Source organism: Megasphaera sueciensis, assembly GCF_050219315.1.
GTDB lineage: Bacteria > Bacillota > Negativicutes > Veillonellales > Megasphaeraceae > Megasphaera_A > Megasphaera_A sueciensis.
On the sequence record NZ_CP116939.1, the window covers coordinates 2,097,488 to 2,123,800 of the forward strand.

Annotated in this window: 23 protein-coding genes, 1 tRNA gene and 1 pseudogene; 20 read left to right on the forward strand and 5 right to left on the reverse strand. The window is 38.0% G+C overall.

What is annotated here, in order from left to right; translation table 11 throughout:
- Positions 1 to 47 precede the first annotated feature (47 nt).
- Together NXG62_RS10030 and NXG62_RS10035 are read right to left on the reverse strand one after the other, a co-directional pair.
- Entirely contained in the window at positions 48 to 569 is a 522-nt protein-coding gene (locus NXG62_RS10030; RefSeq protein WP_322351519.1) for a Gx transporter family protein, read from the reverse strand.
- 9 nt (positions 570 to 578) lie between these two features.
- Positions 579 to 965, reverse strand: coding sequence for a NusG domain II-containing protein (locus tag NXG62_RS10035; protein WP_427112268.1), 387 nt, complete (start codon positions 963 to 965; stop codon positions 579 to 581).
- 547 nt (positions 966 to 1,512) lie between these two features.
- On the opposite strand from NXG62_RS10035, the gene NXG62_RS10040 reads away from it, so the two are divergent.
- The 5 genes from NXG62_RS10040 to NXG62_RS10060 all read left to right on the forward strand — a co-directional run bounded on the left by NXG62_RS10040 (position 1,513) and on the right by NXG62_RS10060 (position 7,620).
- Positions 1,513 to 3,084, forward strand: coding sequence for an acyl CoA:acetate/3-ketoacid CoA transferase (locus NXG62_RS10040; RefSeq protein WP_427112269.1), 1,572 nt, complete (start codon positions 1,513 to 1,515; stop codon positions 3,082 to 3,084).
- Between the two features lie 26 nt (positions 3,085 to 3,110).
- Positions 3,111 to 4,511, forward strand: coding sequence for a GntP family permease (locus NXG62_RS10045; protein WP_427112270.1), 1,401 nt, complete (start codon positions 3,111 to 3,113; stop codon positions 4,509 to 4,511).
- A 57-nt stretch (positions 4,512 to 4,568) separates the two neighbouring features.
- Entirely contained in the window at positions 4,569 to 5,708 is a 1,140-nt protein-coding gene (locus NXG62_RS10050; protein WP_427112271.1) for an acyl-CoA dehydrogenase, read from the forward strand.
- Between the two features lie 79 nt (positions 5,709 to 5,787).
- Positions 5,788 to 6,591 (forward strand): electron transfer flavoprotein subunit beta/FixA family protein, encoded by an 804-nt coding sequence (locus tag NXG62_RS10055; RefSeq protein ID WP_427112272.1) that lies wholly within the window; start codon positions 5,788 to 5,790, stop codon positions 6,589 to 6,591.
- 21 nt (positions 6,592 to 6,612) lie between these two features.
- Positions 6,613 to 7,620, forward strand: a complete 1,008-nt coding sequence (locus NXG62_RS10060) for an electron transfer flavoprotein subunit alpha/FixB family protein (RefSeq protein WP_427112273.1) — start codon at positions 6,613 to 6,615, stop codon at positions 7,618 to 7,620.
- Positions 7,621 to 7,697: 77 nt separating this feature from the next.
- Here the strand turns inward: NXG62_RS10060 and NXG62_RS10065 are convergent, their stop codons facing one another.
- Complete coding sequence (locus NXG62_RS10065) at positions 7,698 to 9,167, reverse strand: hypothetical protein (RefSeq protein ID WP_427112274.1); 1,470 nt, start codon at positions 9,165 to 9,167, stop codon at positions 7,698 to 7,700.
- Between the two features lie 575 nt (positions 9,168 to 9,742).
- Between NXG62_RS10065 and NXG62_RS10070 the strand changes: the two genes are divergently transcribed.
- A tRNA-Ala gene (locus tag NXG62_RS10070) sits at positions 9,743 to 9,818 on the forward strand.
- A 441-nt stretch (positions 9,819 to 10,259) separates the two neighbouring features.
- On the opposite strand, the gene ptsP is transcribed toward NXG62_RS10070, so the two are convergent.
- Entirely contained in the window at positions 10,260 to 11,882 is a 1,623-nt protein-coding gene (gene ptsP / locus NXG62_RS10075) for a phosphoenolpyruvate--protein phosphotransferase (RefSeq protein ID WP_427112275.1), read from the reverse strand.
- Between the two features lie 111 nt (positions 11,883 to 11,993).
- On the reverse strand, positions 11,994 to 14,060 hold the full coding sequence (locus NXG62_RS10080) for a BglG family transcription antiterminator (RefSeq protein ID WP_427112277.1): 2,067 nt from the start codon (positions 14,058 to 14,060) through the stop codon (positions 11,994 to 11,996).
- 452 nt (positions 14,061 to 14,512) lie between these two features.
- Between NXG62_RS10080 and NXG62_RS10085 the strand changes: the two genes are divergently transcribed.
- From NXG62_RS10085 to NXG62_RS10150, 14 genes and pseudogenes are all read left to right on the forward strand, one after another.
- A complete protein-coding gene (locus tag NXG62_RS10085) occupies positions 14,513 to 14,779 on the forward strand; it encodes an HPr family phosphocarrier protein (protein WP_427112278.1) in 267 nt (88 codons plus the stop codon).
- Between the two features lie 132 nt (positions 14,780 to 14,911).
- Positions 14,912 to 15,214 (forward strand): hypothetical protein, encoded by a 303-nt coding sequence (locus NXG62_RS10090; RefSeq protein ID WP_427112279.1) that lies wholly within the window; start codon positions 14,912 to 14,914, stop codon positions 15,212 to 15,214.
- Positions 15,215 to 15,284: 70 nt separating this feature from the next.
- Entirely contained in the window at positions 15,285 to 16,676 is a 1,392-nt protein-coding gene (locus NXG62_RS10095; protein WP_427112280.1) for a PTS transporter subunit IIC, read from the forward strand.
- Between the two features lie 212 nt (positions 16,677 to 16,888).
- Entirely contained in the window at positions 16,889 to 18,523 is a 1,635-nt protein-coding gene (locus tag NXG62_RS10100) for a dihydroxy-acid dehydratase (protein WP_427112281.1), read from the forward strand.
- 162 nt (positions 18,524 to 18,685) lie between these two features.
- On the forward strand, positions 18,686 to 18,952 hold the full coding sequence (locus NXG62_RS10105) for an HPr family phosphocarrier protein (RefSeq protein WP_427112282.1): 267 nt from the start codon (positions 18,686 to 18,688) through the stop codon (positions 18,950 to 18,952).
- 59 nt (positions 18,953 to 19,011) lie between these two features.
- The gene (locus NXG62_RS10110; protein ID WP_427112284.1) at positions 19,012 to 19,500 is read left to right on the forward strand and encodes a PTS sugar transporter subunit IIA; all 489 of its coding nucleotides are present in this window, start codon (positions 19,012 to 19,014) and stop codon (positions 19,498 to 19,500) included.
- Positions 19,501 to 19,581: 81 nt separating this feature from the next.
- The gene (locus NXG62_RS10115; protein WP_427112285.1) at positions 19,582 to 20,541 is read left to right on the forward strand and encodes a phosphoglycerate dehydrogenase; all 960 of its coding nucleotides are present in this window, start codon (positions 19,582 to 19,584) and stop codon (positions 20,539 to 20,541) included.
- Positions 20,542 to 20,562: 21 nt separating this feature from the next.
- Complete coding sequence (locus NXG62_RS10120) at positions 20,563 to 20,856, forward strand: UxaA family hydrolase (RefSeq protein WP_427112286.1); 294 nt, start codon at positions 20,563 to 20,565, stop codon at positions 20,854 to 20,856.
- Positions 20,846 to 22,018, forward strand: coding sequence for a UxaA family hydrolase (locus tag NXG62_RS10125; RefSeq protein ID WP_427112287.1), 1,173 nt, complete (start codon positions 20,846 to 20,848; stop codon positions 22,016 to 22,018). Before NXG62_RS10120 ends, NXG62_RS10125 begins: the two co-directional genes overlap by 11 nt.
- A 45-nt stretch (positions 22,019 to 22,063) precedes the next feature.
- Positions 22,064 to 23,209 carry a galactonate dehydratase gene (gene dgoD / locus NXG62_RS10130; RefSeq protein ID WP_427112288.1) on the forward strand — a complete coding sequence of 382 codons (1,146 nt, stop codon included), beginning with the start codon at positions 22,064 to 22,066 and terminating at the stop codon, positions 23,207 to 23,209.
- A 52-nt stretch (positions 23,210 to 23,261) separates the two neighbouring features.
- On the forward strand, positions 23,262 to 23,912 hold the full coding sequence (locus NXG62_RS10135; RefSeq protein ID WP_427112289.1) for a bifunctional 4-hydroxy-2-oxoglutarate aldolase/2-dehydro-3-deoxy-phosphogluconate aldolase: 651 nt from the start codon (positions 23,262 to 23,264) through the stop codon (positions 23,910 to 23,912).
- Between the two features lie 70 nt (positions 23,913 to 23,982).
- Entirely contained in the window at positions 23,983 to 24,792 is an 810-nt protein-coding gene (locus tag NXG62_RS10140; RefSeq protein WP_427112290.1) for a Cof-type HAD-IIB family hydrolase, read from the forward strand.
- 307 nt (positions 24,793 to 25,099) lie between these two features.
- Positions 25,100 to 25,550, forward strand: a pseudogene (gene tnpA / locus NXG62_RS10145) (IS200/IS605 family transposase).
- A gap of 253 nt (positions 25,551 to 25,803) precedes the next feature.
- Complete coding sequence (locus NXG62_RS10150; protein ID WP_427112291.1) at positions 25,804 to 26,313, forward strand: MarR family winged helix-turn-helix transcriptional regulator; 510 nt, start codon at positions 25,804 to 25,806, stop codon at positions 26,311 to 26,313.

The following is a 26,313-nucleotide window of genomic DNA, read 5'->3' on the forward strand; positions in this document are numbered from 1 at the left end:
TTTATGGAAAAAGTGACTTTTATAGCTGCAAACAGTTAAATATAAAACTATATTTTTTTTAATCGCTGATAAATTGGAAGATTTGTCAAATGACGTAATGTAAATAATGCCGTAATACCGATTAAAATACCCGTACCTACTCCGGCTATTGATAAAATGGGAAGATACAGCATAATTTTAATGTTTTCTACAATAATTGAGGCAATAATAACCTGTCCCAAATTGTGAAAGATACCCCCCGCGGCACTGACTCCGATAACACTGAATTTCCCCGTTTTTTTTAGAACTATCATACAGGCTAAACTAAAACTGGCTCCGGCAATACTGTACAAGAAAGCATTAATGCCCCCGGCAAATGCCGTGGAAAGGATAATGCGTAAAAGTAATATCAAACATACGTCACGCTTTCGAGGCAGCGAATATAAAGCAATAACTGTAATTAAATTTGCTAAGCCTAACTTGGCCCCTGGCGCAATAAAAGGAACGGGAATCATGCCCTCAATTATGTAAAGAACGAGAGATTGAGCAACAAAAAGGCCTAAAATAATAAGATGAAAAGTTTTATGCATACATACCTCTTAATGAGCGGGAATAATATCTGGCTCCGACGAATCGACAGCACGGACTTCAATCATGACTTTATGGGGTAAACATACAGTAGTTGCCCCAGGTTTGGAAATAAATCCTTCATTGACGCATATTTGATCCGGACAATCTGCATCGGTAATCGCAATGGTTTGATTACGTACTGTTACTGTATTATAACCGTGTTTTGTATAAATAGTAAACATATCTGTTCCGGTATGTTCTGATAGTGGAATTGTTTTATATTCTTTTCCGTCGACTTGAATTACTGCAATAGTTTTGGCGGAATTTGTCGTACCGCTTATCACAAAGATTGCCTCCGGTAAAAGAGACATACATAAGAGAATGATAATGAGAGCAATGTCCCATTTCTTTATCATGGAAATATCTCCTTACTCAAACAGATTTATTATTAACGTAATTACAGTATATTGTTTTTATTTTTTAAAATTAAAAATATATGGAAAAGATGGTTTTTAATCATTATTTCCCTAGGGTATTTCAGTTGTTTTTTAAACTTATATGTGCCCTTTATAAAAGATATACTGATAAGAAAACTAATGGCATATAAACTTATTATAACAGATTTAATTAGGGCAGCAAACAAAAGTCGATTAATTTGTGGATTTCATGGATTTGTATAACAAAAATGAAAATAGCAACATTGTTTATCGTTTAAAGCAGTAATAAAAGATAAACAATTTGCGGCTGATTTAATTCTTCTGGTAATTCAACTGCAAAAAAAAACTGAGATATATTCTTTTGAAATTTCAAAGAATAAAAATGCATATTATATATAAATGAATTGATTTTTTAGAATTCATCTCGGTATATATCATTCAACATAGTCTTGTTTTTCGTTCTATTATTCACAATCAGATTTCTTACAATTATGGAGGAAAGACAAAAAATGGAGGGTGATACATTATGAAACACGTAGCAGTAATCACGGCTACTGAAGCCGCAAATCTTATTAAAAATGGAAGTTTTGTGACAACAAATGGTTTTTTAGCTTCGGTACAACCGGAAGCACTTACTTCGGCATTGGAAACTCGTTTTTTACAAACAGGAACACCAAAAAATTTAACATTGTATTATTGTGCGGGTCAAGGAAATTCTGATGGCCGCGGCGGAGAACACTTTGCCCATGAAGGAATGTTAAAACGAGTTATTTTGGGACATTGGGGTACTGTGCCAGCAATTGTTTCTTTAGTAAATGCAGGTAAAATTGAAGGCTATAACTTTCCCCAAGGTACATTAGCACAACATTATCGTGATGTGGCAGCTCATCGTATTGGAACCTTTACTAATGTGGGTCTGGAAACTTTTGTAGATCCACGAATCAACGGCGGTAAAATGAATGACATTACAAAAGAAGATCTTGTACAACTAAAAGTTATTAATGGAGAAGAGCAACTTTTTTATCCGCGTATGAAGATGGATGTAGCCCTTATTCGTGGTACATATGCTGATGAATGGGGTAATGTGGTCATGACTAAAGAAGTGTCTCCTATTGATGCACTACCACAAGCACAAGCTGTTCATAATAGCGGCGGTATAGTGATTGTCCAAGTGGAAAAAGTTGTCAAGGGAGGTTCGTTAGACCCTAAATTGGTTAAAATTCCAGGTATTTATGTAGATTATATTGTGCAGGAAGAATCCATATTGCATCAGCAACAGGCATTTGGATGTGAATTTGATTCTTCTGTATGCGGTGAGAGTGTTGTTCCTGTAGAATCCATAAAGCCAGTGCCATTAAATGCTAAGAAGGTTATTGCACGGAGAGCTGCGATGTTGCTTCTTGATATGAAACATGAAGCTGTCATTAATTTAGGAATCGGTATTCCTGAATTTGTAGCATCTGTTGCAGCTGAAGAAGGAATTGGTGATTCTTTGACAATGACAGTTGAAGCGGGTGCTATTGGGGGTGTTCCGTTGGGGGGCGTACGATTTGGTGCCAGCGTTAATGCAGAGTGTTATCTTGAACAGGCAGCTCAGTTTGATTTTTATGATGGAGGCGGCCTGGATTTAGCTTGTTTAGGCTTGGCCCAATGTGATGGACAAGGTAATGTCAATGTCAGTAAATTTGGCCCTCGTATAGCGGGATGTGGAGGATTTATCAACATTACACAAAATACAAAGAACGTAGTTTTTTGTGGAACTTTTACAACAAGTGGTTTAAAAGAAGAAATTAAAGATGGCGAAATTCATATTATACAAGAAGGTAAAGTAAAAAAATTTCTTCATTGTATCGATCAAATTACATTTAGTGGAAAGTATGCGCGCGAACACGGACAACAGATATTATATATCACGGAACGGGCTGTATTTAAAATGGAGGAAGATGGAATTCATCTCATAGAAATTGCACCAGGTATTGATATGCAAAAAGACATTTTTGACCAAATGGAATTTAAACCTATTGCAAATAACGTTAAACATATGTTGCCTGAGCTATTTAAAAACCAATGCATGAATCTTAAAGATATAAAAAAATAGAAATGAAGAAGAAAGAAGGTTTTTAAATGGAAGTATTTGCGATTATTTTAAGTTTTGTTCTCTTAGTTACGATTGCATATCGTGGATTTTCTGTTATTTTATTTGCACCTGTTTGTGCACTAGTAGCGGCCAGTTTATCAAATTTTCCGCTTTTACCAGGATATACAGAGTTATTTATGGGCAAGGCCGTTATATATATAAAATCATTTTTCCCTATATTTTTATTAGGAGCTGTATTTGGAAAAGTGATGGAAGAAACCGGCATGGCACGCAGTATTGCGAAAGAAGTTATTAAAAAAATAGGTAAAGAAAGAGTTACATTGGCAATTGTTGTAGCCTGCCTTGTTTTGACATATGGGGGTGTTAGTTTATTCGTTTGTGTATTTGCTATTTACCCATTTGCCTCTGCATTGTTTAAGGAAGCGCAACTTCCTAAACGGCTAATTCCCTGTTGTATGGCAATCGGAGCATTTACGGTGACTATGGATTGTCTTCCTGGAACTCCACAAATACAAAATATAATTCCTACTGTGTATTTGGGAACAACAACCTATGCAGCGCCTGCATTAGGTATTATTTGTGCGATATTTTTACTTGGGATCAGCTACTCTTACTTACATTGGCGATGCCGTCAAGCGATTAAATGTGGAGAAGGTTATGGCAACCATACAATAAATGAAGTTGTTGTTGATACTGATCAAAAATTGCCTCCATGGTATGTTTCTATATTACCACTTCTCACTGTATTAGTTGTAAATTTCTTTTTCTCGTCCATTTATACGTGGAATCCAGAATTACTTGCTCCTTTTCAGAATTTAAACGGGTTACCTTTAGTTGCAAAATCAATTAAAAATGTTGCATCTCTTTGGTCATTGATTTTAGGGTTATTAACAGCAACTATATTAGCCTCTGTTTTAGGATATCGTTTTCTTCCTAAACATGTTAGTTTGAAATCGGTTATAAATGCCGGCGCCATTGGGTCGTTGCTGGCAATTATGAATACCGCGTCAGAAGTGGGGTATGGCAATATTATTGCTTCTTTACCCGGTTTTACTGAAATTGCTCATACTTTGCTTAATATTGGCGGTGATTATCCGTTGTTTAATGCTGCGTTAATGATCAATGTACTTGCGGGAGTTACAGGCTCCGCTTCTGGAGGTGTAAGTATTGCTTTAGAAATATTTGGACAACATTGGTTAGAAACCACAGCAGCTATGGGAATTCCACCGGAAGTGCTGCACCGAATAGCTTCTATGGCAGCAGGCGGCTTGGATACATTACCTCATAATGGTGCTGTTATTACTTTATTGGCAGTTTGTGGATTAACACATAAAGAAGCATATAAAGATGTTTTTGCTATTACTTGTTTTAAGATTTTAACAGCATTTTTTGGGGTTATCGTGTTTATGACAACCGGAATTGTTTGATTTTTATTAATATAAAAACTAAATAGTAAAAACATTCTAAAGGAGAGTGGAAGAATCATGGATTTTAACATGACGGAAGATCAACAAATGTTTGTAAAATTGGCTAAAGACTTTGGTGAAAAAAGATTAGCCCCGACTATTACCGAACGTGACCATCAAGGTATTTTTGATGAAGCAATCATCAAAGAAATGCTCGAAATGGGTTTGGGCGGCACATATTTCCCAGAAGAATACGGCGGAGCTGGTGCCGATGTATTGAGCTACATCATGACGGTAGAAGAACTGGCCAAATATGATGCAGGCGTCAGCATTACGTTGTCCGGAACCGTATCCTTGTGTGCAAATCCGATTTTTGAATACGGGACAGAAGAACAGAAGAAAAAATTCTTAACTCCGCTTTGTGAAGGCACGAAACTGGGTGCGTTCGGCTTAACAGAACCGAATGCCGGCACCGATGCTTCCGGCCAGCAGACCGTTGCAGTAAAAGAAGGCGACCATTATATTTTGAATGGTTCCAAAATCTTTATCACCAACGCAGGCGCAGCTGATATCTATATTGTATTCGCTATGACGGATAAGAGCCAGGGCAACCATGGTATTACGGCATTCATTCTGGAAAAAGGGATGGAAGGCTTTACCTTTGGCAAGAAAGAAGACAAACTCGGGATCCACACGTCTCAGACGATGGAACTCGTATTCCAAAATGTAAAAGTTCCTGCTGAAAATATGCTCGGTCAGGAAGGGAAAGGCTTTAAGATTGCTATGCAGACCTTGGACGGCGGCCGTATCGGGGTAGCCGCACAGGCATTGGGAATCGCGGAAGCCGCTTTGAAAGACGCTGTTGAATATTCCAAACAACGTGTACAGTTCGGCAAACCGATCTGCAAATTCCAAGCTATTTCCTTCAAACTGGCAGATATGGCAATGAAGATCGAAGCCGCGAGAAACCTGGTATACAAAGCAGCGATGAAGAAACAGGAAAAGAAACCGTATTCCGTGGATGCTGCGATGGCAAAATGCTATGCTTCGGATGTAGCTATGGAAGTTGCGGTTGACGCCGTGCAGATTTTCGGCGGCTACGGCTACAGCGAAGAATATCCCGTTGCCCGTCATCTGCGTGATGCAAAGATTACACAGATATATGAAGGCACGAACGAAGTACAGCGCATGGTTACTTCGGGTGCGTTATTGCGGTAATTGGCATGACAAAGCAGGTTTGATTGTTGCGTAATCAAGCTGTGGAGACAAGAAAACATTTTTAGGAGGTTAGCGTAATATGGAAATATTGGTATGTGTAAAACAAGTACCAGACACGGCAGAAGTAAAAATCGATCCAGTGAAACATACCGTCATTCGTGCGGGTGTGCCTAACATCTTTAATCCGTTTGACCAGAATGCGTTGGAAGCAGCGCTGCAGTTAAAGGATGAACAGGGAGCTAAGGTAACGCTGCTCTCTATGGGGCCGCCGCAGGCTGTGGAAGTACTTCGTGAAGGACTGGCCATGGGAGCCGATGAAGCGTATTTGCTGACAGACAGAAAAGTCGGCGGTTCGGATACCCTGGCAACCGGCTACTGCCTGGCACAGGCAGTTAGAAAAGTAGCGGAACTACAGGGGCTGGACCATTTCGACATAATTCTCTGCGGCAAGCAGGCTATTGATGGAGATACAGCTCAGGTCGGTCCGCAGATAGCAGCGGAACTCGGTATTCCACAGATCACTTACGCAGCTCATATCGCAGTAGAAGGAGAAAAAGTAACGGTAAAACAGCAGAATGAAGAAGGGTATATCGTTACGGAAGCATCGTTCCCCGTTCTCATTACGGCTGTAAAAGAATTAAATGAACCGCGGTTCCCGACCATTCGCGGAACCATGAAGGCGAAACGCCGGGAAATACCAACCTTGTCGGCAGAGGATATCAAAGTAGACGAAAGCCGGATCGGCTTGAGCGGCTCGCCGACGAATGTCCGCAAAATCTTCACTCCGCCTCAGAGAACGCAGGGTCTTATTTTGAACAATGAAGATGTTGCTGTATCTGTTGCTACGTTGATGGAAAAATTAGCAGAACAGAAGATAATTTAATTCTAAGGAGGAAACGGGAAGATGGATTTGGCTAATTACAAAGGCGTGTATGTCACCGCTGAACAATTTGAAGGCAAACTGCGCAATGTATCGTTGGAATTGTTAGGCCAGGGCAGGATATTGGCCGACAAAATCGGAGACAAAGTAGGGGCCGTCTTGATCGGCAGCGGGGTAACCCCGCTGGCTCAGGAATTGATTGCCCACGGAGCGCATAAGGTATATGTGTATGACGACCCGAGACTGGAACAATACAATACGACGGCGTATGCGAAGGTATTGCAGCACTTCTTTGAAGAAGTAAAACCGAACGTATTTCTGGTAGGGGCGACGAATATCGGACGGGATTTAGGACCGCGCGTAGCCAATGTATTAAAGACTGGTCTGACAGCAGACTGCACGGGACTGGATGTGGATGACGACGGAAAGACGATCGTATGGACGCGTCCGGCACTGGGCGGGAATATCATGGCAGAAATCGTATGCCGTGAAAATCGGCCGCAGATGGGTACGGTTCGACCGAATGTATTTAAGAAACCGGCAGCCGACGCATCCGCGACGGGCGAAATCATCAACATGAAGGCGGAACTGAGTGATGGCGACTTCATGACGAAGTTCGTAGAACTGATTAAAATGGGCGGCGGCGGCGTCAAGATAGAAGAAGCCGACGTTATCATATCCGGCGGCCGAGGAATGAACGGCTCGGAACCGTTCGAAGGAATGCTGAAGGAACTGGCGACCTTGCTGGGAGGAGCCGTAGGAGCTTCCCGTGCTGCGGTAGATGCCGGCTGGATAGATGCACTGCATCAGGTAGGACAGACCGGAAAGACTGTAGGCCCGAAGATTTATGTGGCTTGCGGGATATCCGGGGCGATCCAGCATTTAGCGGGTATGACAGGATCGGACTGCATCATCGCGATCAACAAAGATCCGGATGCTCCTATCTTCCAGGTTTGCGACTATGGTATCGTAGGAGATGCGTTTGAAGTAGTTCCTAAGATCACAGAAGCGATCAAAACATTAAGAAAATAATTGCTATTTTAAATTTTTTCTTGTTTATATTAAAAGCAGGTATAGGCCATATCTATACCTGCTTTTAATATGTGGAGCTATTCTTCAAGTAGACCTAATGTACGCTCTACAAAATTTTTATATAATTCATAATTTGTTTTTATTTCGTCATATGTATACTGATGATATACAGGGAATTGTTTTAATCTTTGGAAAAAAGATTGGAATATAGTTACAAGTTGTTGGTCGGCAACAATATAGAATGGACTGGCTTCGTTAGTAATATATTGTCGATTTTTTTTAAAAAATGCGGAAGATAAATTAGAATAAAACGATAAATTGGATTCATGGTAATCAATTGTATCTATCGAAGCTTGTAGGATACCCATAATAATGCGGGGATTTTTTTTCATCATACTAATAATATTTTGCAAATGAGCTTTGCGTTCTTGCGGAGAAGTCCTATATTCAAGATCTGTAAAAAACATATATCCCGTTTCAATGTAACGGATAATAGACGTGGTAGGCAACATGAATTCAACATCGACTGTACTCATGAATTCTTCCCACATAATGCGTAAATGCCGTATTTGATGTACAACATTTTCAGGAGCACAACAAGTTTTAAGAATATTATCAATTGTATCTGAGGGAAGAAGAAAATCAAAGCCGTTAGTTAAGAAGAAAAAGAAATGCTTGGCCGAATAAAAAGCGGTACGAAAACCCATTTCATCAATTCCCAGTACCTTGGCAGACGCCATGAGGGGGTTTTTATGTGTAAAACAAAGGAAAAAACGATCATAAATATCTTGAACCAATACTTTATCAGGTATATACGTACACATATCAATAAGACCGGTAGTATGTAAAGAATATTGTATTACAAAAGAATTTTCTAGAATAATTAAATTTGCACATTCTACAGTAGTGCTGTCGTAAAACATAAAGTCATAATCCAACAGGTCATTCAACATGTGATACAGACGGCGCATATATTTTAAATCACTGGCTAATTTATTCAGATTTAAACCTACTCGAATAGTCAGGCGTGAAGCATTAAGCTGACATGATTCAAAATAATTCCAAAATCCAATATCTGATAGCGCACAGAATTCTCCAAAAATCAATAAATTACCTTCGGTTTCTATTTCCGGTATCTTATTTTGAAATAATTCAGTCATGAATTTAGTAATATCGTGATATCCTGTAATAACTTGAATAGGTGATGCATATTCTTTTGATTTACCTGAGTTCTTTTTTAGGGAAAAACGATACGCAGAACAGAGATATTGATTAATTTCAAAAGAAAAATCAGTTGCATCGGAAGAAATGGACAAAATAGCAGATGCTGCTTTTTGTTTATGGTCTTTGATAAGAGTATCGGCAAAATAATGTGCCATTTTTTCGTTGATTTGTTCAATGTGTTTCGTTGCGGGTAATTTTATTCCATTGCACCATTTGCTGATATAAGAAATATCATATCCCGTGATGTTTGCTAAAACAAGATTTTTTGTTTGTGTTAAAGCAATTAGATTTTTTAATGCAGTAGCATAATCTTCTGTTATCATACGCACCTCGTCCTAAGCAAAAAAATGTCAGTAAATACATATTGGTTAATAATTATTATTAAAAAATTATATAATGGTTGTGATATAAAATTTTTATAGTGGGGTAATAATTGCATTTATAGATATATAAGTCAACAGTCGAAATATATTTTTAAGCAATAAAAAATGTAAACATATAATATAATGTGAAAAATATTTCAGGTGCATTAAAATTTGTAATTATAAATAGTCAAACAAAAGTATTGTTTTGTTTGATTATTTAATAAACAGATAAAAAATAATAAAAACTGATTTTCTTAACTACATGCAAATAAATTGACAGAAAAGGCAGTAAACATGCCGTTTTCTGTCAATACATAAGGGCTTGTTGCCGCTATCTTTTTATTCCTTACGATTTTGGGTAAACGTCATACAATCTTCTTAGGCATATATCAATCTATATTGATTAATATTTTATGAAAAACAATCAAAATAAAATGCCATTTATATATTCTAATTATAACAGATTTTATCAATTTCGAGAACTAAAAAAGCTTGCACATTTTGAGAATTACGGTATAATAGATATATTGCATGGGGACGTAGCTCAGCTGGGAGAGCACCAGGTTCGCAATCTGGGGGTCGAGGGTTCAATCCCCTTCGTCTCCACCATTGCTACCCACAAATTTTTTTGATAGAGATACATTAAAAAATACTGGGAATTTAGACGGGACTTAGCTTTTTGCTAAGTCCTTATTTTTTTGTCTGCTAAAGGATTGTCGTATTCTGTATTAAAAAAGACCCATTATAATACACCATAGACTGTCTCAACCGGTGATTAGTTAAATGGGCAATATGAAAATACAAGAGGTTCCGAGGTCATCGGAAACGAGCTGAAAAATGGCTGGCAGAAATTGCAAAAAGAGAGCCCAATATATTTCCACATTGGACCCTCGAATTCGTCTAACTAGTGATTGAATGATAGGAGCCGTATGAGTTGAGAGATTCACGTACGGTTCTGTGATAGCTTACAGGTGAAATTCCTGGGGGCTACTTGACGGAGAGGTCGGTTGCTCAACGAATAAGTGACTTCCTACTCGATTTGCTGTCCTGCTAGTCGATAGACAAGATTTTTTCCCGCAACGGCAAAATGGATGCTGGTGATACACTAAGTTCGTCTATGCCCATATTGATGAACTCTTCCGCCAGGGTTTTGTCTGCACCCAATTCGCCGCAGATACCGCACCAAATACCATTGTTGTGTGCGTTTTCCGCAGTATAGGCAATGAGCTTTAAAATAGCGGGATGATGTGCGTCAAAAAAATGGTCCAGCGACGTGTTCTGTCGGTCGATGGCAAGCGTATACTGTGTAAGATCATTGGAGCCGATGCTGAAGAAATCAACGAATTTAGCAAGATCATCGCTGATAATGGCAGCTGCCGGGGTTTCGATCATGATGCCGATCTTGATATTCTTGTCAAAATCGATTTTTTGAGTCGTGAGTTCTGCTTTCACTTCTTCAACGATCATTTTTGCATCACGTACTTCTTGAACGGACGTGATCATGGGGAACATGACTAACGCCGTGCCAAAGGCACTGGCACGCAGAATGGCGCGTAGTTGTGTTTTGAAGATTTCCGGACGTGTCAAACAAATGCGGATCGCCCTGTAACCCAATGCCGGATTTTCCTCGGCAGGAAGATTGAAATATCCTACTTTCTTATCGGCACCGATATCCAGCGTGCGGATTACCACTTCTTTTCCGCCCATATTTTCCAGGACGGTCTTGTAGGCTGTGAACTGTTCTTCTTCACTGGGGAACGTATCCCGTCCCAAGTAGAGAAATTCACTGCGGAACAGGCCGATGCCGCCCGCGTCGTTGTCCAATACGGCCGACAAATCAGCCGGCTGTCCGATATTCGCGTAGAGTTTGATCTTACGGCCGGATTTGGTTGCATTGGGTTTACCTTTCAGTTTTGCCAACAGGGATTTCTGCTTTTGGTCCTGGTTCATCTTTGCTGTCATTGCTTCCAACGTTGCCACGTCGGGATCAATATAGATTTTTCCATCAAAACCGTCTACAATGACGGTTTGTTTTTCATGCAGATGAGCAAGTAATGTATCTCCTGCTCCCACGATAGCAGGGATACCCATGGTACGTGCCAAAATAGCCGTGTGTGAATTGGTAGAACCGGATTCGGTGATAAAAGCCAGAATATTATTTTTATCCAAGGACAGTGTTTCACTGGGAGCCAAATCATCGGCAGCTACGATGGAAGGTGCAGTCAGCGTTACCATGTTGTTACTGCCTGTAAGCGCGTTCAGCACTTTGCCGGAGATATCCCGGATATCGGCGGCGCGCTCTTGCATATAGGTGTCTTCCATGGCTGCGAACATTTCGGCAAAGCTGTCGGCAGCAGCGTTGACTGCATATTCTGCATTTATTTTCTGTGTGCGGATTGTATTTTCAACGGTTTCAATATAGTCCGGGTCGTCCAGCATCATCTGGTGCACATCAAAAATTTCGGCCGTCTTTTCATCTACTTCCGTCAAGGCTTTTTCATATAAGGATTTGATCTCATTCTGCGCAGCAAGACGAGCGGTATGGAATCTTGCTACCTCAGTTTCTGTATCGTCGACCAGCTGATCAGCTACCTTATGGATTGTGCGCTTGTAAAGTACCACTGGTCCGATGGTGATACCGTTAAAGACGCTTTTTCCTTCTAATGTTAACATTATTTTTCCTCCTGTCGAAACTATATTTTTGTTTGTGTAACGAATACAAGACATCTATATTATTAAAGTTTTATAGATATTTTATAACAGAATTGCATTTTAATAAATACTTTATATTTGCTGCAATAAATTCATCTCATTTGTCGCAAGAATATCAGATAGATCGTCCGGTGTTTTGGCTTGATCTAACTGAATAAGAAAACCGTTCATTTTTAATAGATTAGCCATATTTAAGAATGCTTTGAGGTGTTTTTCCTGGTCAATAGTCGAAAGAACACAGACATAACGAACGGGATCCAGAAGAGGCGAATGAAATTCCACAGGCGTTTTCAGGCGTATAAGACTCATGCCGACGCCCAGACTACCTGCATCAATGGAGGCATGAGGAAGGGCGAACCCATGTGCAATAACAATGTAAGGACCATAGTCGAGAACGTTTTTTATCATAGCATCAATGTAGGAATTTGTAATGATATGATGGCGGAGCAGCGGTTGAGCCGCTTTTTGTATAGCATCCTGCCAATCTTTTGCTTGCACATCCAGCTCTATGAATGGCGGTTGCAGAAGTTCAGCTAAGCCGGGTTCTTTTGCTCGCGTAGTATTCTCAAAATAATTTTTTACCGTTTGCTGTACTTGTGTTAATAAATCAGGGTAATCCTTTAATGTTTTTTTTAACTGTTTAGCCATAAAATAGCCTTCATTGCGTGATTCATTGTTATGCCCGATTGTTTTTTTTGATATTTGCTGTAATTTCAAATAATCCTCTTCGTTTAGCAAAGGAGAAATACGTACATAAGGCACTTTACAATTAGATAACTCAATAGTGGAAATCAAAAAATCAATATCAGAAGTATCTGTGTTGTTTAACATATGGACACTGACGACATTTAAAATATTGAAATTAAATTTCTCGTTGATTTTTTGTTGTAATAACTTACTGGTACCGATGCCGCTGTTGCAAACTAAAATGACATTGGAATTATTGCTGTATTTTTGATATTTTTCAATGGCGGCGCAAATGTAAATAACGATATAGGCGATTTCCTGTTCTTGAATTTGTCGTCCTAAAAGAATTTCAAGTATATCCATATTATTTTCTACAACAGTTTTAATATTCATATTGTTTTCCACGATCATGTTTACATCAGCATATTCCACGACAGTTTGTGTGTCTCCACCGGAAAAAATATGCTCCAGATGGTTGGATAGGCCAAGAAAGAAGTCATAATCGATATAAAGAGGTAAATGCAGCTCATCGGAAATTCTTTCAATAAACTTTCTGGTTATAGTTTGAATCTTAACCATGATATTTTTATTAACATTTCTCTTAATGAAGCGAAGTTTTTTATAAAGATTATTCAGAAAACTTTTTTCATCCAACGAAGAATTTAGTTCGAAATATTGAACTAAATAGGTGTACAGTTTATCAAAGTTATGGGAAGAACTGGTGTGACATTCGCCGTTATGTAATGGTTTTCCTATTTTTACCCTGAAAATAGAAGCAATCAAATACAGTTGTAAAATCACAAACGAGCCTTCCGTGAGAAATTCACCGGTCCTAATTTCATTTTCATTTATTAAACTGTGCAGTGTGCGATGGTGACCGGATGTGAAACATTCGTTAAAGTTTTTGAAGATGACCGGATTTTTTTGATTGAAAAACAGTTGCAAAAGGTCGGTGTTAGTAAAAAGAACTTGCATGTAATAACTGCGAATATCAATTTCTCTTCCAAAAAGCTTGATACCTTGACTGGAGAAACCGTGTACATTTAATTTATAGGTTTTCAGTAGGGCATTAAGTTGATCCAGATCAGCAATGATTGTAGATCTGGATACACAGAGAAACTCGGCAATTTCAGCAAAAGTAATATAATCTCTGGAAAAAAATAAAATGACAAATTCTAAAACATACCGTTCCTCTTGATTCAGACTGTAATTATAAAAATCCAAATGACTTAAAATCGCAGACAAAGACACACCATCGTATTTAAGATAAAATTTATTGTTCTTATCGATTGAGAGCCCGATTTTTAAAGGTTCCAAATATTCTTTGATATAGTTGACATCATTACGAATGGTTCTGATAGAGATGGAATGTTTGTCGGCAAGTTCTTGTATATCAAAGACATGCGGATTTTCATATACTGTTTTAATCATTTTTGTTGAACGTTTATTCATTTGTTTATCAGCCCCATACCAAAACATAAAATAAATACAACTTTTGACATTCTTATTATTCACTATTTGCTTTTTTAATTATAACAATTCAAATTTGTAATATCAATGAAATAAAGAGAACAAATGTTTGATTTTATGGTCGGAATTTTTACACAAATAGTGCAACAATTTCAACTCCGATATTTCCGTTATCGAACTATTTTGTTAGTTGAAATATAGTAATACACCAGATTTTCTTTGGGGAGCCTGAGACACAGTAGAATTTGATACCACTATTGAGCAATCATTTGAACTTGGCAAAAAATCAAGTGTGAATATAATTAACGATATGAGATACCTAATATCACATATGCACATAATGAATGAAAACCATTAGAGTTTGGTATCTTTACGATATTTTGCATACAACCCCGATATATAGGGAGTATGGCATTTATAAGGAGGATCAAAGTATGGCAGTGAAAGAAAATCTGGTAATAACTAATGAAACGGGATTGCATGCGCGTCCGGCTTCCAATTTTGTTAAACTTGCCAAATCATTTAAGTCAAAGATAATGGTAGCTTGCAATGGAAATGAAGTAGATGCAAAGAAAATTTTGGGTATTATGACTTTAGGTGCGGGGAAGGGTGCAACAATTACTGTTACAGTTGAAGGAGTAGATGAAGCACAAGCTTCTGCGGCTTTAAAAACATTAGTTGATAGTGGTTTTGGTGAGTAAGTAATATTGCTGGATTGATAAGAACAATATTAAGTCTAGGATGAAGTACAGAAGGTTGATTATCTATCGCATGAATTTTCAAGCAATAGATTAGAATGAAAAAAGATGAAACATACATTAGGAGGGAACATTATGACAAAAAGTTTAAAAGGTTTAGTTTTATGTGCTGATGGGGTAGCAACGTCGACTATTGTTTTGGTATCTATTCGTGAAGCTTGTGAAGAAGCAGGAATTCAAGCCAATTTTCAGCAGGGACGTATAGCCGATGTACAGGCAACTATTGAAAATGGTAATTATGATGTTATTGTTTCCAATGCGGGTACTGATTTAGATTTACCCAAAAAAGTACCTATATTTAATGGAGTACCTTTTTTAACCGGGATCGGTAAAGAAGAAGTTATGGAACAAATCAAAGCTATTGCTGATAAAAAATGATTTAAGCTGGAAAGATATTGACTTTCTAATACGTTTAACACTTCGAGTATGAATTTGGAGGTAATATTACATGGACATAATACAAAATTTCATGAAAATTTTTGGTGCGGCGGTCCTTCTTCCTATTATCATTTTTATCTTTGAGATCATTTTAGGAACCAAGCCGGCTAAAGCATTAAGGTCTGCTATTTATATTGGGGTTGGGTTAGCTGGCTTGGTTACAGTTTTAAACCCTTTCTTTTTGGGGCTCATGAGTAAACCCATTACTGACATGGTTGTTCAGCGGGGTATTCAACTTCCTTATCTTGATACAGGTTGGGCTTTACTTGCAGCAGTTGCTTATTCTACTACAATTGGGGCCATTATTATTCCTATGGGTATTATTATTAATGTGATTATGATTGGAATTAAATTTACAGATACGCTAATCCTTGATTTATGGAATTTTTGGCATTGGGCTTTTATTGGAAGTATGGTTTACTATACTACCGGTAGCTACATTTATGGTATTATTGCAGCTATTGCTATCGAACTTTTTCTGCTTTGGATTGGAGATGTTACTGCACCACAATTTCAGAAATTTTTCAAGTTGCCAGGTATTACTATTCCCCATGCCAGTGCTCAAGGCGGTATCATTGTAGCAATTATTTTTCGTTGGATTTTTGAAAAAATTGGTCTGACAAAAATTAATGTTAATTCTGAAACAATTCGTCGTAAATTTGGTATTTTTGGTGATTCTGTGGTTATTGGATTTTTTGTTGCTGTGCTTATCGGTGTTATTGCTTGGTTCCCGGAAATTGAGCAATTGACTACTTGGTCTCGTATTTTGGCTTTAGGTATGGGAACCGGTTCTTTCATCTATTTATATCCAAAAGCAACTACTGCTTTGTTAGAAGGTTTTGCTGCTCTCAGTGAAAAAGTACGTAGTCTATTGGCCAAACATGGGTCTAAAAGAAAAATCAATTTTGGTATGGATGGAGCATTGTGTGTAGGAAATCCAGATAATATTACAGTTGCTTTACTGACTATGATTACAACCGTACCTCTTATTTTTTTTCTACCGGGCAATCGTTTTTTAATGATGGCTGATTTAGGTGTTACTCCATTCTTTTTAGCCATTACTGCAGTTGCTGTTTTTAATGGAAATATTCTTTGTGCATATATTGTTAATGTTATAAATGTAGCTATTACTTTGCTCTTCTCCAGTGCGATGTCACCTGCTTTTGCAAATCTGGTTACTAATATTGGTACTAAATTACCGGATACTGGTGCAGCTATGATTGGTGCGGATATTAGACCGTTGCATGGCATTTTTTACTATATAGGTCTGCAACCTGTTGTTCTTGTTGCCAGTGTTGTTGTTATTCTTGCTTTGATGTATGCTCGCAGTAAGAATCCTGCTGTTTTTTGGAAATTGGTAGGTTACAAAGCAGAAAGTAAAGATATCGACACCAATAAATAATTTATAGTAGAGTTTCATAAAAAGTACAGAATGCCAATACTGTTGAATAACTAAATTAACGAAATTTACATTAAAACTTCCACCTTAAAATGCCAGCATAGTCTGTGTTTTCTAACTTGTTGGCATTTTGAAGTGTAGAAAGATATTAGATTCATAATAAAAATGAACGAGAGTACTTTTGTTGTAAATTTACTGGAAAGAAGTGATTCTTAGTGTTAACTATTGAGGCGTTACCTCCTTATCAAAGAGCCATTGCTAAAGGACATTTAGGAGCGTGTGGAATAAGTTATAATGATTTAAAGAAACCCATTATAGCAGTCGTAAACTCTTGGAATGATATTGTTTCTGGGCATTGCCACTTAAGAGAAGTTGCAGAAGAAGTAAAAAGAGGCATTAGAGAAGCAGGAGGTACTCCGCTTGAATTTAATACTATAGCAATGTGTGATGGCATTGCTATGGGGCATCGAGGCATGAAATTTGTTTTGCCGAGTCGTGAAATTATTGCAAACTCCATTGAAACAATGATTTTAGGACATAATATTTTTGATGGAATGGTTTTAATTGGTTCTTGTGATAAAATTGTGCCGGCTATGTTAATGGCTGCTGCACGTTTGGATATACCTAGCATAATGGTAACCGGTGGTGTAATTCGCAATTATATTACTCCGGCTGAATCTAAAGAAACAAGATATGCATTTATAAGAGGCGAAGTTGATGAAAAGCAGTTAGTAGAGGTTACTAAGGAATATCTGCCTTCAGCGGGGATTTGTCCGGTAATGGGTACTGCTAATACAATGTGTATTATAGCAGAGACGTTGGGAATCACATTACCACTTATGGCTACAATGATTGCGCAATCTGATAAACAGAAAAAATTGGTTCGTCAAAGTGGACATGTTATTTTAGATTTAGTTCATAAACATATAACTGCAAGAAAATTTTTTACGCAAGCAGCTTTTGAAAACGCTATGACTGTAGCTTCGGCTATCGGTGGTTCACCTAATACATTTTTACATATTCCAGCCATTGCAGCTGAATGTGGATTAACGATAAAACGGATGGATTACGATCGCATTTCACATAACACGCCACTTATAACAAGAGTGTATCCAAATGGAAAAACATATACGGTAGCTGATCTTGATGGAGTTGGCGGTGTTCCGGTAATACTAAAAGAATTGTTGCCTAAATTGCATGAAAACACTCCTACTGTTAATGGAAATACATTATATGATAATGTGAAAAATGCACCTAATCCTGATGGCACTATTGTCAAAACTATGAAAACACCGTTCCAAGATGAAGGTGGCCTTGCTGTTTTACAAGGAAATCTTGCTAAAGATGGTGGAGTAATTAAAATTTCAGCTGTTCCGAAAGAAAAATGGGCTTTTAGAGGACCCGCTAAAGTGTTTGAAAGTGAAGAAGACTGTATGGAGGCATTAGATCATAATATTATTCAAGAAGGTGATGTTGTAATAGTTCGCAACGAAGGACCAAAAGGAGGACCTGGTATGCGCGAAATGCACAGAGTTACAGAGGTTATAACCAAAGTAAAAAACACAGCTCTGCTTACAGATGGTCGTTTTTCAGGTCATTCTGCAGGACTTGCTGTCGGGTATCTTTCGCCAGAAGCAGCCGATAAGGGACCCATTGCTTATATTCATAATGGGGATATGATTTCTATCGATATTGAGAAAAGAAGGTTTCATTGGGAAATTACTCAGGAAGAAGAAAATAAAAGACATATAACAGATAGAATAATTGTTTCTAAGGAACCGAGTAAGCAATTGAGATTATATCGCGAACAAGTCACAGCGGCTTCTAATGGAGCGATATTACATGAATAGTTTGACAGTAAATAGTAGAATTTAATGCCATTGTTGAGCAATTATTTGAACTTGGCAAAAAATCAGGCGTGAATATAATTAACAGTTGAGATACCAAATATCACTCATGTACATAAATTACAGACATATATGATTTGTGACATTTGTAAGGAGGATCAGGGTATGGCAGTGAAAGAAAACTTAGTAATAGCTAACGAAACGGGCCTGCATGCACGTCCTGCCTTAGGTTTTGTTGCACTTGCCCAATCATTCAAGTCGAGAATAACAGTAACTTACAAAGGAAATCAAGTAGATGCAAAAAGGATTCTGGGGATTATGAGTTTGTTTGCCAGGAAAGGGGCAATACTTACTGTCACAGCTGAAGGGGAAGATGAAGTCCAAGCATTTACTGCCCTCAAAACATTGGTCGATAGTGGATTTGGTGAATAAGCAATAAAAATGATTGACATATTCTCGTTATTTTAGCAACTAATTGAGAATAAAATTAAATGAAGGATGGCGAGTTATCCATTATGCAAATTTTAAAACTTTTACATGCCGACCTGGTATTTCCAAATCTGGAAGTGGCTGATCAGAATGATTTATTCTGCAAAATGTGTACTGTGCTTCATGAAAAAGGATTTGTAAAAGAAAGCTTTTTAAAAGGTATAAGTGATAGAGAAAAAAATTATCCTACAGGACTTGAAATGGAAAATTATGGTTGTGCATTGCCGCATACTGATGTGGAACATGTTATTAATCCTGTTGTAGCTGTGGCAACTTTGACGAATCCGATAGAATTTAACATTATGGGTGATTCGGATAATCAAGTAAAAGTTAGTATGGTCTTTATGCTTGCTCTTAATAAGAAAGAAGATCAAGTTGTGATGCTTAAAGAATTAGCGGCTCTTATTCAAAACACAGATGTGATTGATAAAATGCGTAGAGCAACAAGCAGCAATGAGATACTTAGTATCATTAACCATGTTGGTAAATAAGTTTATAGGTGTTGTTATTATTCCAATGGATAATTCCGGTGTCATGGCATATTTGTTCGAAAAATTATTGGAGGCTGAGTTATGACAAAAATCAAAGTTTTAGCGAGTACGGTAACATTTGGGAAAATTAATAAAGAACCAAAAGAGCGAATGGAAACTTTGGGATGGGATGTTGTTACTAATCCTTATGGGCGTCCTTTGATTCCAGAGGAATTTAGTGAACTTGGTGTTGATGCGGATGCGCTTATAGTCGGAAATGATAAGATTACAGCAGATATTATTAATAGATGTCCTAATGTTAAAATTATTGCTAAACATGGGATCGGCGTAGATGCTATTGACATTAAATATGCAAATTCAAAAGGAATTTATGTAACAAACGCACCCGGATCTAATGCAACTGAAGTAGCTGACTTGGCAGTAGCATATATGATTAATTTAGCTCGAGGTATAGTTATTTCTAATAGAGATACTAAGGCTGGTAAATGGAATAAACCGAAAGCACCAATGTGTATGAACGGAAAAACTGTTGGTATTGTTGGAACCGGACATATAGGATGTCAAGTTGCCAGTCGTTTACGTGGTTTTAATATGAATCTTTTAGGATACGACATTTTTGAAAATGCTGAAGCTAAAAGTTTTGGAGTGAAATATGTACCACTGGATGAACTCTTGCTGACCGCTGATTATATTACATTACATTTGCCACTGCTGGAAGAGACTCAACATCTTCTGAATGAGGAAAGAATTGCGCATTTAAAACATGGGGTTGTCATTGTTAATACAGCCAGATGTCAGTTGGTAGATTATACAGCGTTGGAAACAGCTTTAAAGAGTGGGCTTGTTCGTGGATATGCTGCGGATGTATTTGAACATGAACCGCCGGAACATCTTCCTTTGTATGATTTAGACAATGTCATTGTTACGGCTCATATCGGCGGTACTACAAAAGAATCAAATCTTAGAATGGGAAATATGGCTGTTGATAATGTTATTGCGGCTTTGACCGGAAAAATCCCGCCTAACGTTTTAAAGGCATAAAGGGAAAGTAGATGGTGGAATATGAGTGAGAAGAAAGCTATTCATATGAAAGAAAAAGACAATGTTGCTATGGTACTGGAGCCTGTAACGGCAGGTGATGTTGTTTGTGTCATACGTGAAAATAAAGCAGTGGGCCGTATTGTGGCTAAGGATGATATTGCTCAATATCATAAGATAGCATTAACTGTTTTTAAAAGTGGAGATATCATTTACAAGTATGGAGAGGTTATCGGAAAAGCCGTTCAATCTATTGAAACCGGTGAACATGTACATGTCCACAATATTCAGGGGGTGGCGATAAACGATGCGCATTAAGGCATATAAAAGAACGGACGGTACCTTTGGAATCCGTAACAAGGTCCTAATCTTATCTACAGTAGGATGTGCGAACGAAACAGCTCAACGTATTTCGGAACAGATTCCTGATGCTGTTTTTATTCCCAATACAAAAGGATGCGGACAAATCGGTGATAGTGTCAACATTATGAAACGTACGCTTACCGGATTGGTGCTGAATTCCAATGTATATGGCGCTCTTATTGTCGGATTAGGCTGTGAGACTATTCAGCCATATATTTTGTATGAGATGATCAGTGCTCGAACGAATAAGCCAGTAAAGGTGCTTACTATTCAAGACGAAGGCGGCACGGTGCGTGCTATACAAAAAGGTGTTACCGTTGCAGCAACAATGGTGCGGAAAATGTTTTTGCAGGAACGTGTTGATGCTGATTTATCATCTATTATTCTGGCAACGAATTGCGGAGGCTCGGATGCCACCAGTGGATTGGCAGCTAATCCGTCTTTGGGATACTGTAGTGATAAACTGGTAACTGCCGGTGGAACGGTAATATTGGGAGAAACAACGGAACTTATCGGTACTGAACACATTTTAGCAGGAAGAGCTAAAAATAATGAGGTAAAAGAGAACATATATAAAATTATTAAAGGTCTGGAAATAGATTTTTCCAAAATGGGTATTGATACTCGAGGAGCAAATCCCACTCCTGGTAATATTAAAGGCGGATTAAGTACATTGGAAGAAAAAGCTTTGGGGGGTATTTCTAAAGGAGGAGGAACTACTATTAACGAAGTAGTTCGCTATGGTGATAGACCAAGAGAAAAGGGATTAGTTATTATGGATACGCCCGGTTATGATATTGAATCCTTGACTGGCATGGCAGCTGGAGGAGCTCAGGTATGTGTTTTTACAACCGGACGGGGAAATCCTATTGGAAATCCTATTATGCCAGTGTTGAAAATCACGGGAAACCATGAAACGTATGTCAATATGGAAGATAACATAGATATTGATGCATCTGTAGTTTTAAGAGGAACAAAGAGTTTGTTTGAATGTGGAGATAACATATTTAATGCTTTGATTCATGTATGTAATGGACAAAAGACAAAGGCGGAAGCCTTTGGGTTTGGAGAAATTAGCGTGTATAGAAATGTTGAGGTTTGGTGCAACAAATTGTAATTAGATTTAAGAATAAATATATGCCTGAAAGGAATGGATGGAATAGTGAAAATAACTTCTTACGATATTTATAAAATAAAACCACGCTGGATTTTTTTAAAAATAAACACAGATGAAGGTATTAGCGGTTGGGGGGAACTTGTTAGCGGTACGCGTACGGAAACGGTAATTACCGGGGCTCGGGAAATGATGGAATATCTTATAGGTAAGGATCCGGGGCAGATAGAGGATATCTGGCAGCTTTTGTATCGTTTCTTTTTCAGGGGCGGACCTGTCGAAATGACAATTATATCTGGGATTGAAATGGCTTTATGGGATATTAAGGGAAAATATTACAATATGCCGGTATATGAATTTTTGGGTGGGAGGGCCAGAACTAAAATCAAGGTTTATTCTTGGATTGGCGGTGATCGGCCGGCTGATGTTGGGAATGAAGCTTTAAAGCGTAAAAATATGGGATTTACAGCAGTTAAGATGAATGCAACGGAAGAAATGCATTATGTCGATACTTACAAAAAAGTACAACAAGTATCGGCACGGGTACAATCTATTCGTGATACAGTCGGGTATGATTTGGAAGTTGCCGTTGATTTTCACGGTCGTGTACATAAACCTATGGCTAAGGTTTTAGCAAAGGAATTGGAGCAATTTCACTTGATGTTTATCGAGGAACCTGTTTTACCTGAAAACATAGAAATGCTGCGAGATATTGCAAATCATGTTTCCATTCCTATTTCCACCGGTGAACGCGCGTATACCCGTTGGGGATTTAAACCGATTTTCAAGGATGGTTTTGTTGATATCATTCAGCCGGATTTATCTTTAACAGGAGGCATTTTAGAAGCCAAAAAGATTGCTGCTATGGCGGAATGTTTTGATATGGCAGTAGCTCCACATGCTCCCTACGGACCTATTGCACTTGCGGCCACTCTACAGTTGGACGTTTGTACACCTAACGTTTTCATTCAAGAGCAAAGTTTAGGTATTCACTATAATCAAGGTTTTGATCTGCTTGATTTTGTAAAAAATAAAGAAATTTTCCAATATAAAGATGGGTTTGTGAATATTCCGACAGCACCCGGCTTGGGTATTGAAATTGATGAAGATCTTGTTAAAAAAATCAGCCAAGAAGGACTAAAATGGTCTAATCCAAAATGGCGCAATTATGACGGCACATATGCCGAATGGTAAGTATGTCATATATTTTTGTGTGTATATGTAATTGATAAAGGAGCTGTTTGAAATGAAAGATTTTGAAACTTTAAAAAACATTAATGATAAGGGAGTATGTGCTATTGTTAGAGGTACTTCTGCTGATGCATTGAAACGTATTGCCGAGGCCTTGTTAAAAGGTGGAGTCAGCACTATTGAAGTGACGTTTAATACTCCGGGTGCAGCGCAGATGATAGAGGCGCTTTGTAAAGAATACGCTGATAATTTATTGGTGGGTGCCGGTACCGTTTTAGATGAAGAAACAGCTCGGATTGCTATTTTGTCAGGGGCTAAATTTGTCTTGGCGCCTACTCTAAATACGAAAATGATTCAGACTTGTCTGCGTTATAATGTTGTTCCTGTTCCAGGTGTTATGACACCAACGGAGGCACTTACAGCATGGGAGGCCGGTGCCAGAATCGTTAAAATTTTCCCGGCCGGTGTTTTGGGAGCAAAATATATTAAACAATTGAAAGGGCCACTTAATCAAGTAGATATGATGGTTGTAGGTGGGGTGGGAGCTTCTAATTTACCTGATTTCTTAAAAGCGGGAGCTTCATCGGCCGGTATTGGTGGAGAATTGGTGAATGCCCAATTAGTTGCCGAAGGTAAATTTGCTGAAATTACAGAACGCGCCAAAACATTTTCACGAATCATAACAGATTTCAGATCTAAGAAGTAAAATGTTTTTTAGGACAGACAATACAACAAGAAATTAGTTTGTAAATGCTTAACAGAAAAAGGAGCTGGGTATGAGCATTAAATTAATTGCTGTAGATATGGATGGAACATTGCTTGATGACGATAAGAACATCTCGGTTCGTAATAAACAAGCTGTCCAAAAAGCAGTCAAAGCAGGTATTGTGGTAATGTTTGCCAGCGGGAGAGTGTTTGCGGGAGTTAAAAGATATGCTGATTATCTTGATTTAGATGTTCCTTTGGTTATTTATAACGGAGCTGCAGTTATAGGCAGCAGATCAAAAAAAGTACTTTATGAAAAACCTATTGAGATAAAAACAGCACAATCTATTATTCGCTATTGTGGACAAAAAGGTTATCATATACAAACCTATGCCGATGATAGATTTCAAGTATTTTCACATAATGATTTTTCGGAAAACTATCAAAAAGTTTTTGGTGTAGAAGAAGAAATTCTAGGTGATAGTATGTGTAATATTACTACGCCGCCGTGCAAAATGCTTGTGATTGCCAAGAGCAAGGATTTTCAAGCTGTTCGAAATGATTTAGAGTGTAAGTTTTCTCAACAAGTTGATTTTTCGTCTTCCATGCCGGATTATTTGGAAATGGTGGAACCCGGTGTCAATAAATGGAGTGCGGTTAGATCTGTAGGTGACATGTATGGAATTAAACCTATGGATATTATGTGTATAGGCGATAACAATAACGATTATTCAATGATTAAAAATGCGGGCATCGGGGTTGCTATGGGAAATAGTAATGAATGTATTTTAAAAATTGCTAAGGTTGTTACTGCAACGAATACAGAGGACGGTGTTGCTGCAGCAATAGAAAAAGTTCTTGTACAACAGAATTTGATTTAAGAAACAAGAAAAAGTGTGTACTGAAGTGTTGAACAGCGATTCGGGGCATTCTTTTTCAGTTGTCAGAAGTATAAAAAAGGGTCTATGTCAAATGTTGAGCTGGCTCAATAGCAAAACACAAGTTAGAGGAACATTCAAAAGATTGTTCCTCTTTTTGTTGTAGTTAGAAAATCTCTGGTTAGACCAGGGGTTCCAAAAGCTTAAGCGATGAGTTTTTGAAGTTTCAAAATAAAACACCTTTAATGTAAGATAAGAATGCGGTCTGTCAACTGCAAACCTATCCATATCAAAGGAGGTCATTCGATGAATGACACACAGTCCATCACACAGTAAATGGAATTGTAAATATCATGCAGTATTTGCGCCGAAGGATCAGTGGCAAGTATTTTATGGGAAAAAGCGATATGAAATAGGACAAATATTACGAGAATTATGTCAGTGGAAAGGAGTGGCTTTACTAGAAGCAGAGGCATGCCCGTTATGTACATCTGCTATTGGAAATTCCCCTCAAGATGAGTATATTGAGTTTCGTGGGGTTTCTCAAAGGAAAAAGTAGTCTGATGATTTATGAAAAATGGGGAAATATGAAATATAAGTACCGGAATCAACAATTTTGGTGTCGCGGATACTAGGTAGATATCGTAGAAAAAAACGAGAAGAAGATACCTACCTATATTCGAGAACAACTTAAAGAAGATGAAATGTCCGAACAGCTTACATTAGATTCAGAAGACTCGTTTACGGGTAACCGGAAGTAATCAAGTAACGGACCGAACATGCGCTGTAAAGTGCCGCAGGTAGATTAGGCTTTATAGGCACGCATAAGAAAAGGTTCTATGATCAAATGTTGGGGTGGCTCAATCGTAATGAGTGACTTCCTACTCGATTTATTATAGAACCCAATTCATTAGTTCATAAATATTTAGGTGCCTTACATATTGACAAAACAGCAAAATTGAGTACAATGTATTTAGGTGCCTTTATATTATTTATTTTCAAGGAGGAATATAGATGAAAAATACAACAGTAGTACAATTGTATCGAGAATTATTGCAACTAAGTCGGCAAATGCATCGGATGGAACACTGGATGGCACATCAATGCAAAGGGCATTCCATGCATCATAGCCAGCATTATTTGTTGTCGCTCATTGAACAGCATGATGGAGCTATTCAACAGGATTTAGTGGAAGAGATGGATATCCGTCCATCGTCTATGTCGGAATTATTAAGTAAATTGGAACAAGCTGATCTTATCATACGGGAAAAAGATGATAACGATCAACGCGTGATGCGTGTTCGTATTACAGAAAAAGGCAAACAACATGTGGAACAAATGAAAGGGCATCTTTCGGATTTGACAATCAATTTATTTGATTGTTTGACTGAGGAAGAACGAGAAAAGTTATTGTCACTGATACAGAAGATAAATACGCATATCAATGACAAAATGGAATCGGGAAATCTGCATATGATGCATCGCGGGATGCACCATCATGAACATCATTATTCCAAATTTTAA

What these genes read in the sequence shown, in the direction of transcription:
- NXG62_RS10115 (WP_427112285.1), top strand. Translation starts at nt 19,582, where the DNA reads ATGACAAAAATCAAAGTTTTAGCGAGTACGGTAACATTTGGGAAAATT.
- NXG62_RS10110 (WP_427112284.1), top strand. Translation starts at nt 19,012, where the DNA reads ATGAAGGATGGCGAGTTATCCATTATGCAAATTTTAAAACTTTTACAT.
- NXG62_RS10030 (WP_322351519.1), bottom strand. Translation starts at nt 569, where the DNA reads ATGCATAAAACTTTTCATCTTATTATTTTAGGCCTTTTTGTTGCTCAA.
- NXG62_RS10150 (WP_427112291.1), top strand. Translation starts at nt 25,804, where the DNA reads ATGAAAAATACAACAGTAGTACAATTGTATCGAGAATTATTGCAACTA.
- NXG62_RS10060 (WP_427112273.1), top strand. Translation starts at nt 6,613, where the DNA reads ATGGATTTGGCTAATTACAAAGGCGTGTATGTCACCGCTGAACAATTT.
- NXG62_RS10140 (WP_427112290.1), top strand. Translation starts at nt 23,983, where the DNA reads ATGAGCATTAAATTAATTGCTGTAGATATGGATGGAACATTGCTTGAT.
- NXG62_RS10055 (WP_427112272.1), top strand. Translation starts at nt 5,788, where the DNA reads ATGGAAATATTGGTATGTGTAAAACAAGTACCAGACACGGCAGAAGTA.
- NXG62_RS10135 (WP_427112289.1), top strand. Translation starts at nt 23,262, where the DNA reads ATGAAAGATTTTGAAACTTTAAAAAACATTAATGATAAGGGAGTATGT.
- ptsP (WP_427112275.1), bottom strand. Translation starts at nt 11,882, where the DNA reads ATGTTAACATTAGAAGGAAAAAGCGTCTTTAACGGTATCACCATCGGA.
- NXG62_RS10125 (WP_427112287.1), top strand. Translation starts at nt 20,846, where the DNA reads ATGCGCATTAAGGCATATAAAAGAACGGACGGTACCTTTGGAATCCGT.
- NXG62_RS10085 (WP_427112278.1), top strand. Translation starts at nt 14,513, where the DNA reads ATGGCAGTGAAAGAAAATCTGGTAATAACTAATGAAACGGGATTGCAT.
- NXG62_RS10090 (WP_427112279.1), top strand. Translation starts at nt 14,912, where the DNA reads ATGACAAAAAGTTTAAAAGGTTTAGTTTTATGTGCTGATGGGGTAGCA.
- NXG62_RS10120 (WP_427112286.1), top strand. Translation starts at nt 20,563, where the DNA reads ATGAGTGAGAAGAAAGCTATTCATATGAAAGAAAAAGACAATGTTGCT.
- NXG62_RS10105 (WP_427112282.1), top strand. Translation starts at nt 18,686, where the DNA reads ATGGCAGTGAAAGAAAACTTAGTAATAGCTAACGAAACGGGCCTGCAT.
- NXG62_RS10045 (WP_427112270.1), top strand. Translation starts at nt 3,111, where the DNA reads ATGGAAGTATTTGCGATTATTTTAAGTTTTGTTCTCTTAGTTACGATT.
- NXG62_RS10040 (WP_427112269.1), top strand. Translation starts at nt 1,513, where the DNA reads ATGAAACACGTAGCAGTAATCACGGCTACTGAAGCCGCAAATCTTATT.
- NXG62_RS10080 (WP_427112277.1), bottom strand. Translation starts at nt 14,060, where the DNA reads ATGAATAAACGTTCAACAAAAATGATTAAAACAGTATATGAAAATCCG.
- NXG62_RS10095 (WP_427112280.1), top strand. Translation starts at nt 15,285, where the DNA reads ATGGACATAATACAAAATTTCATGAAAATTTTTGGTGCGGCGGTCCTT.
- NXG62_RS10065 (WP_427112274.1), bottom strand. Translation starts at nt 9,167, where the DNA reads ATGATAACAGAAGATTATGCTACTGCATTAAAAAATCTAATTGCTTTA.
- NXG62_RS10050 (WP_427112271.1), top strand. Translation starts at nt 4,569, where the DNA reads ATGGATTTTAACATGACGGAAGATCAACAAATGTTTGTAAAATTGGCT.
- NXG62_RS10035 (WP_427112268.1), bottom strand. Translation starts at nt 965, where the DNA reads ATGATAAAGAAATGGGACATTGCTCTCATTATCATTCTCTTATGTATG.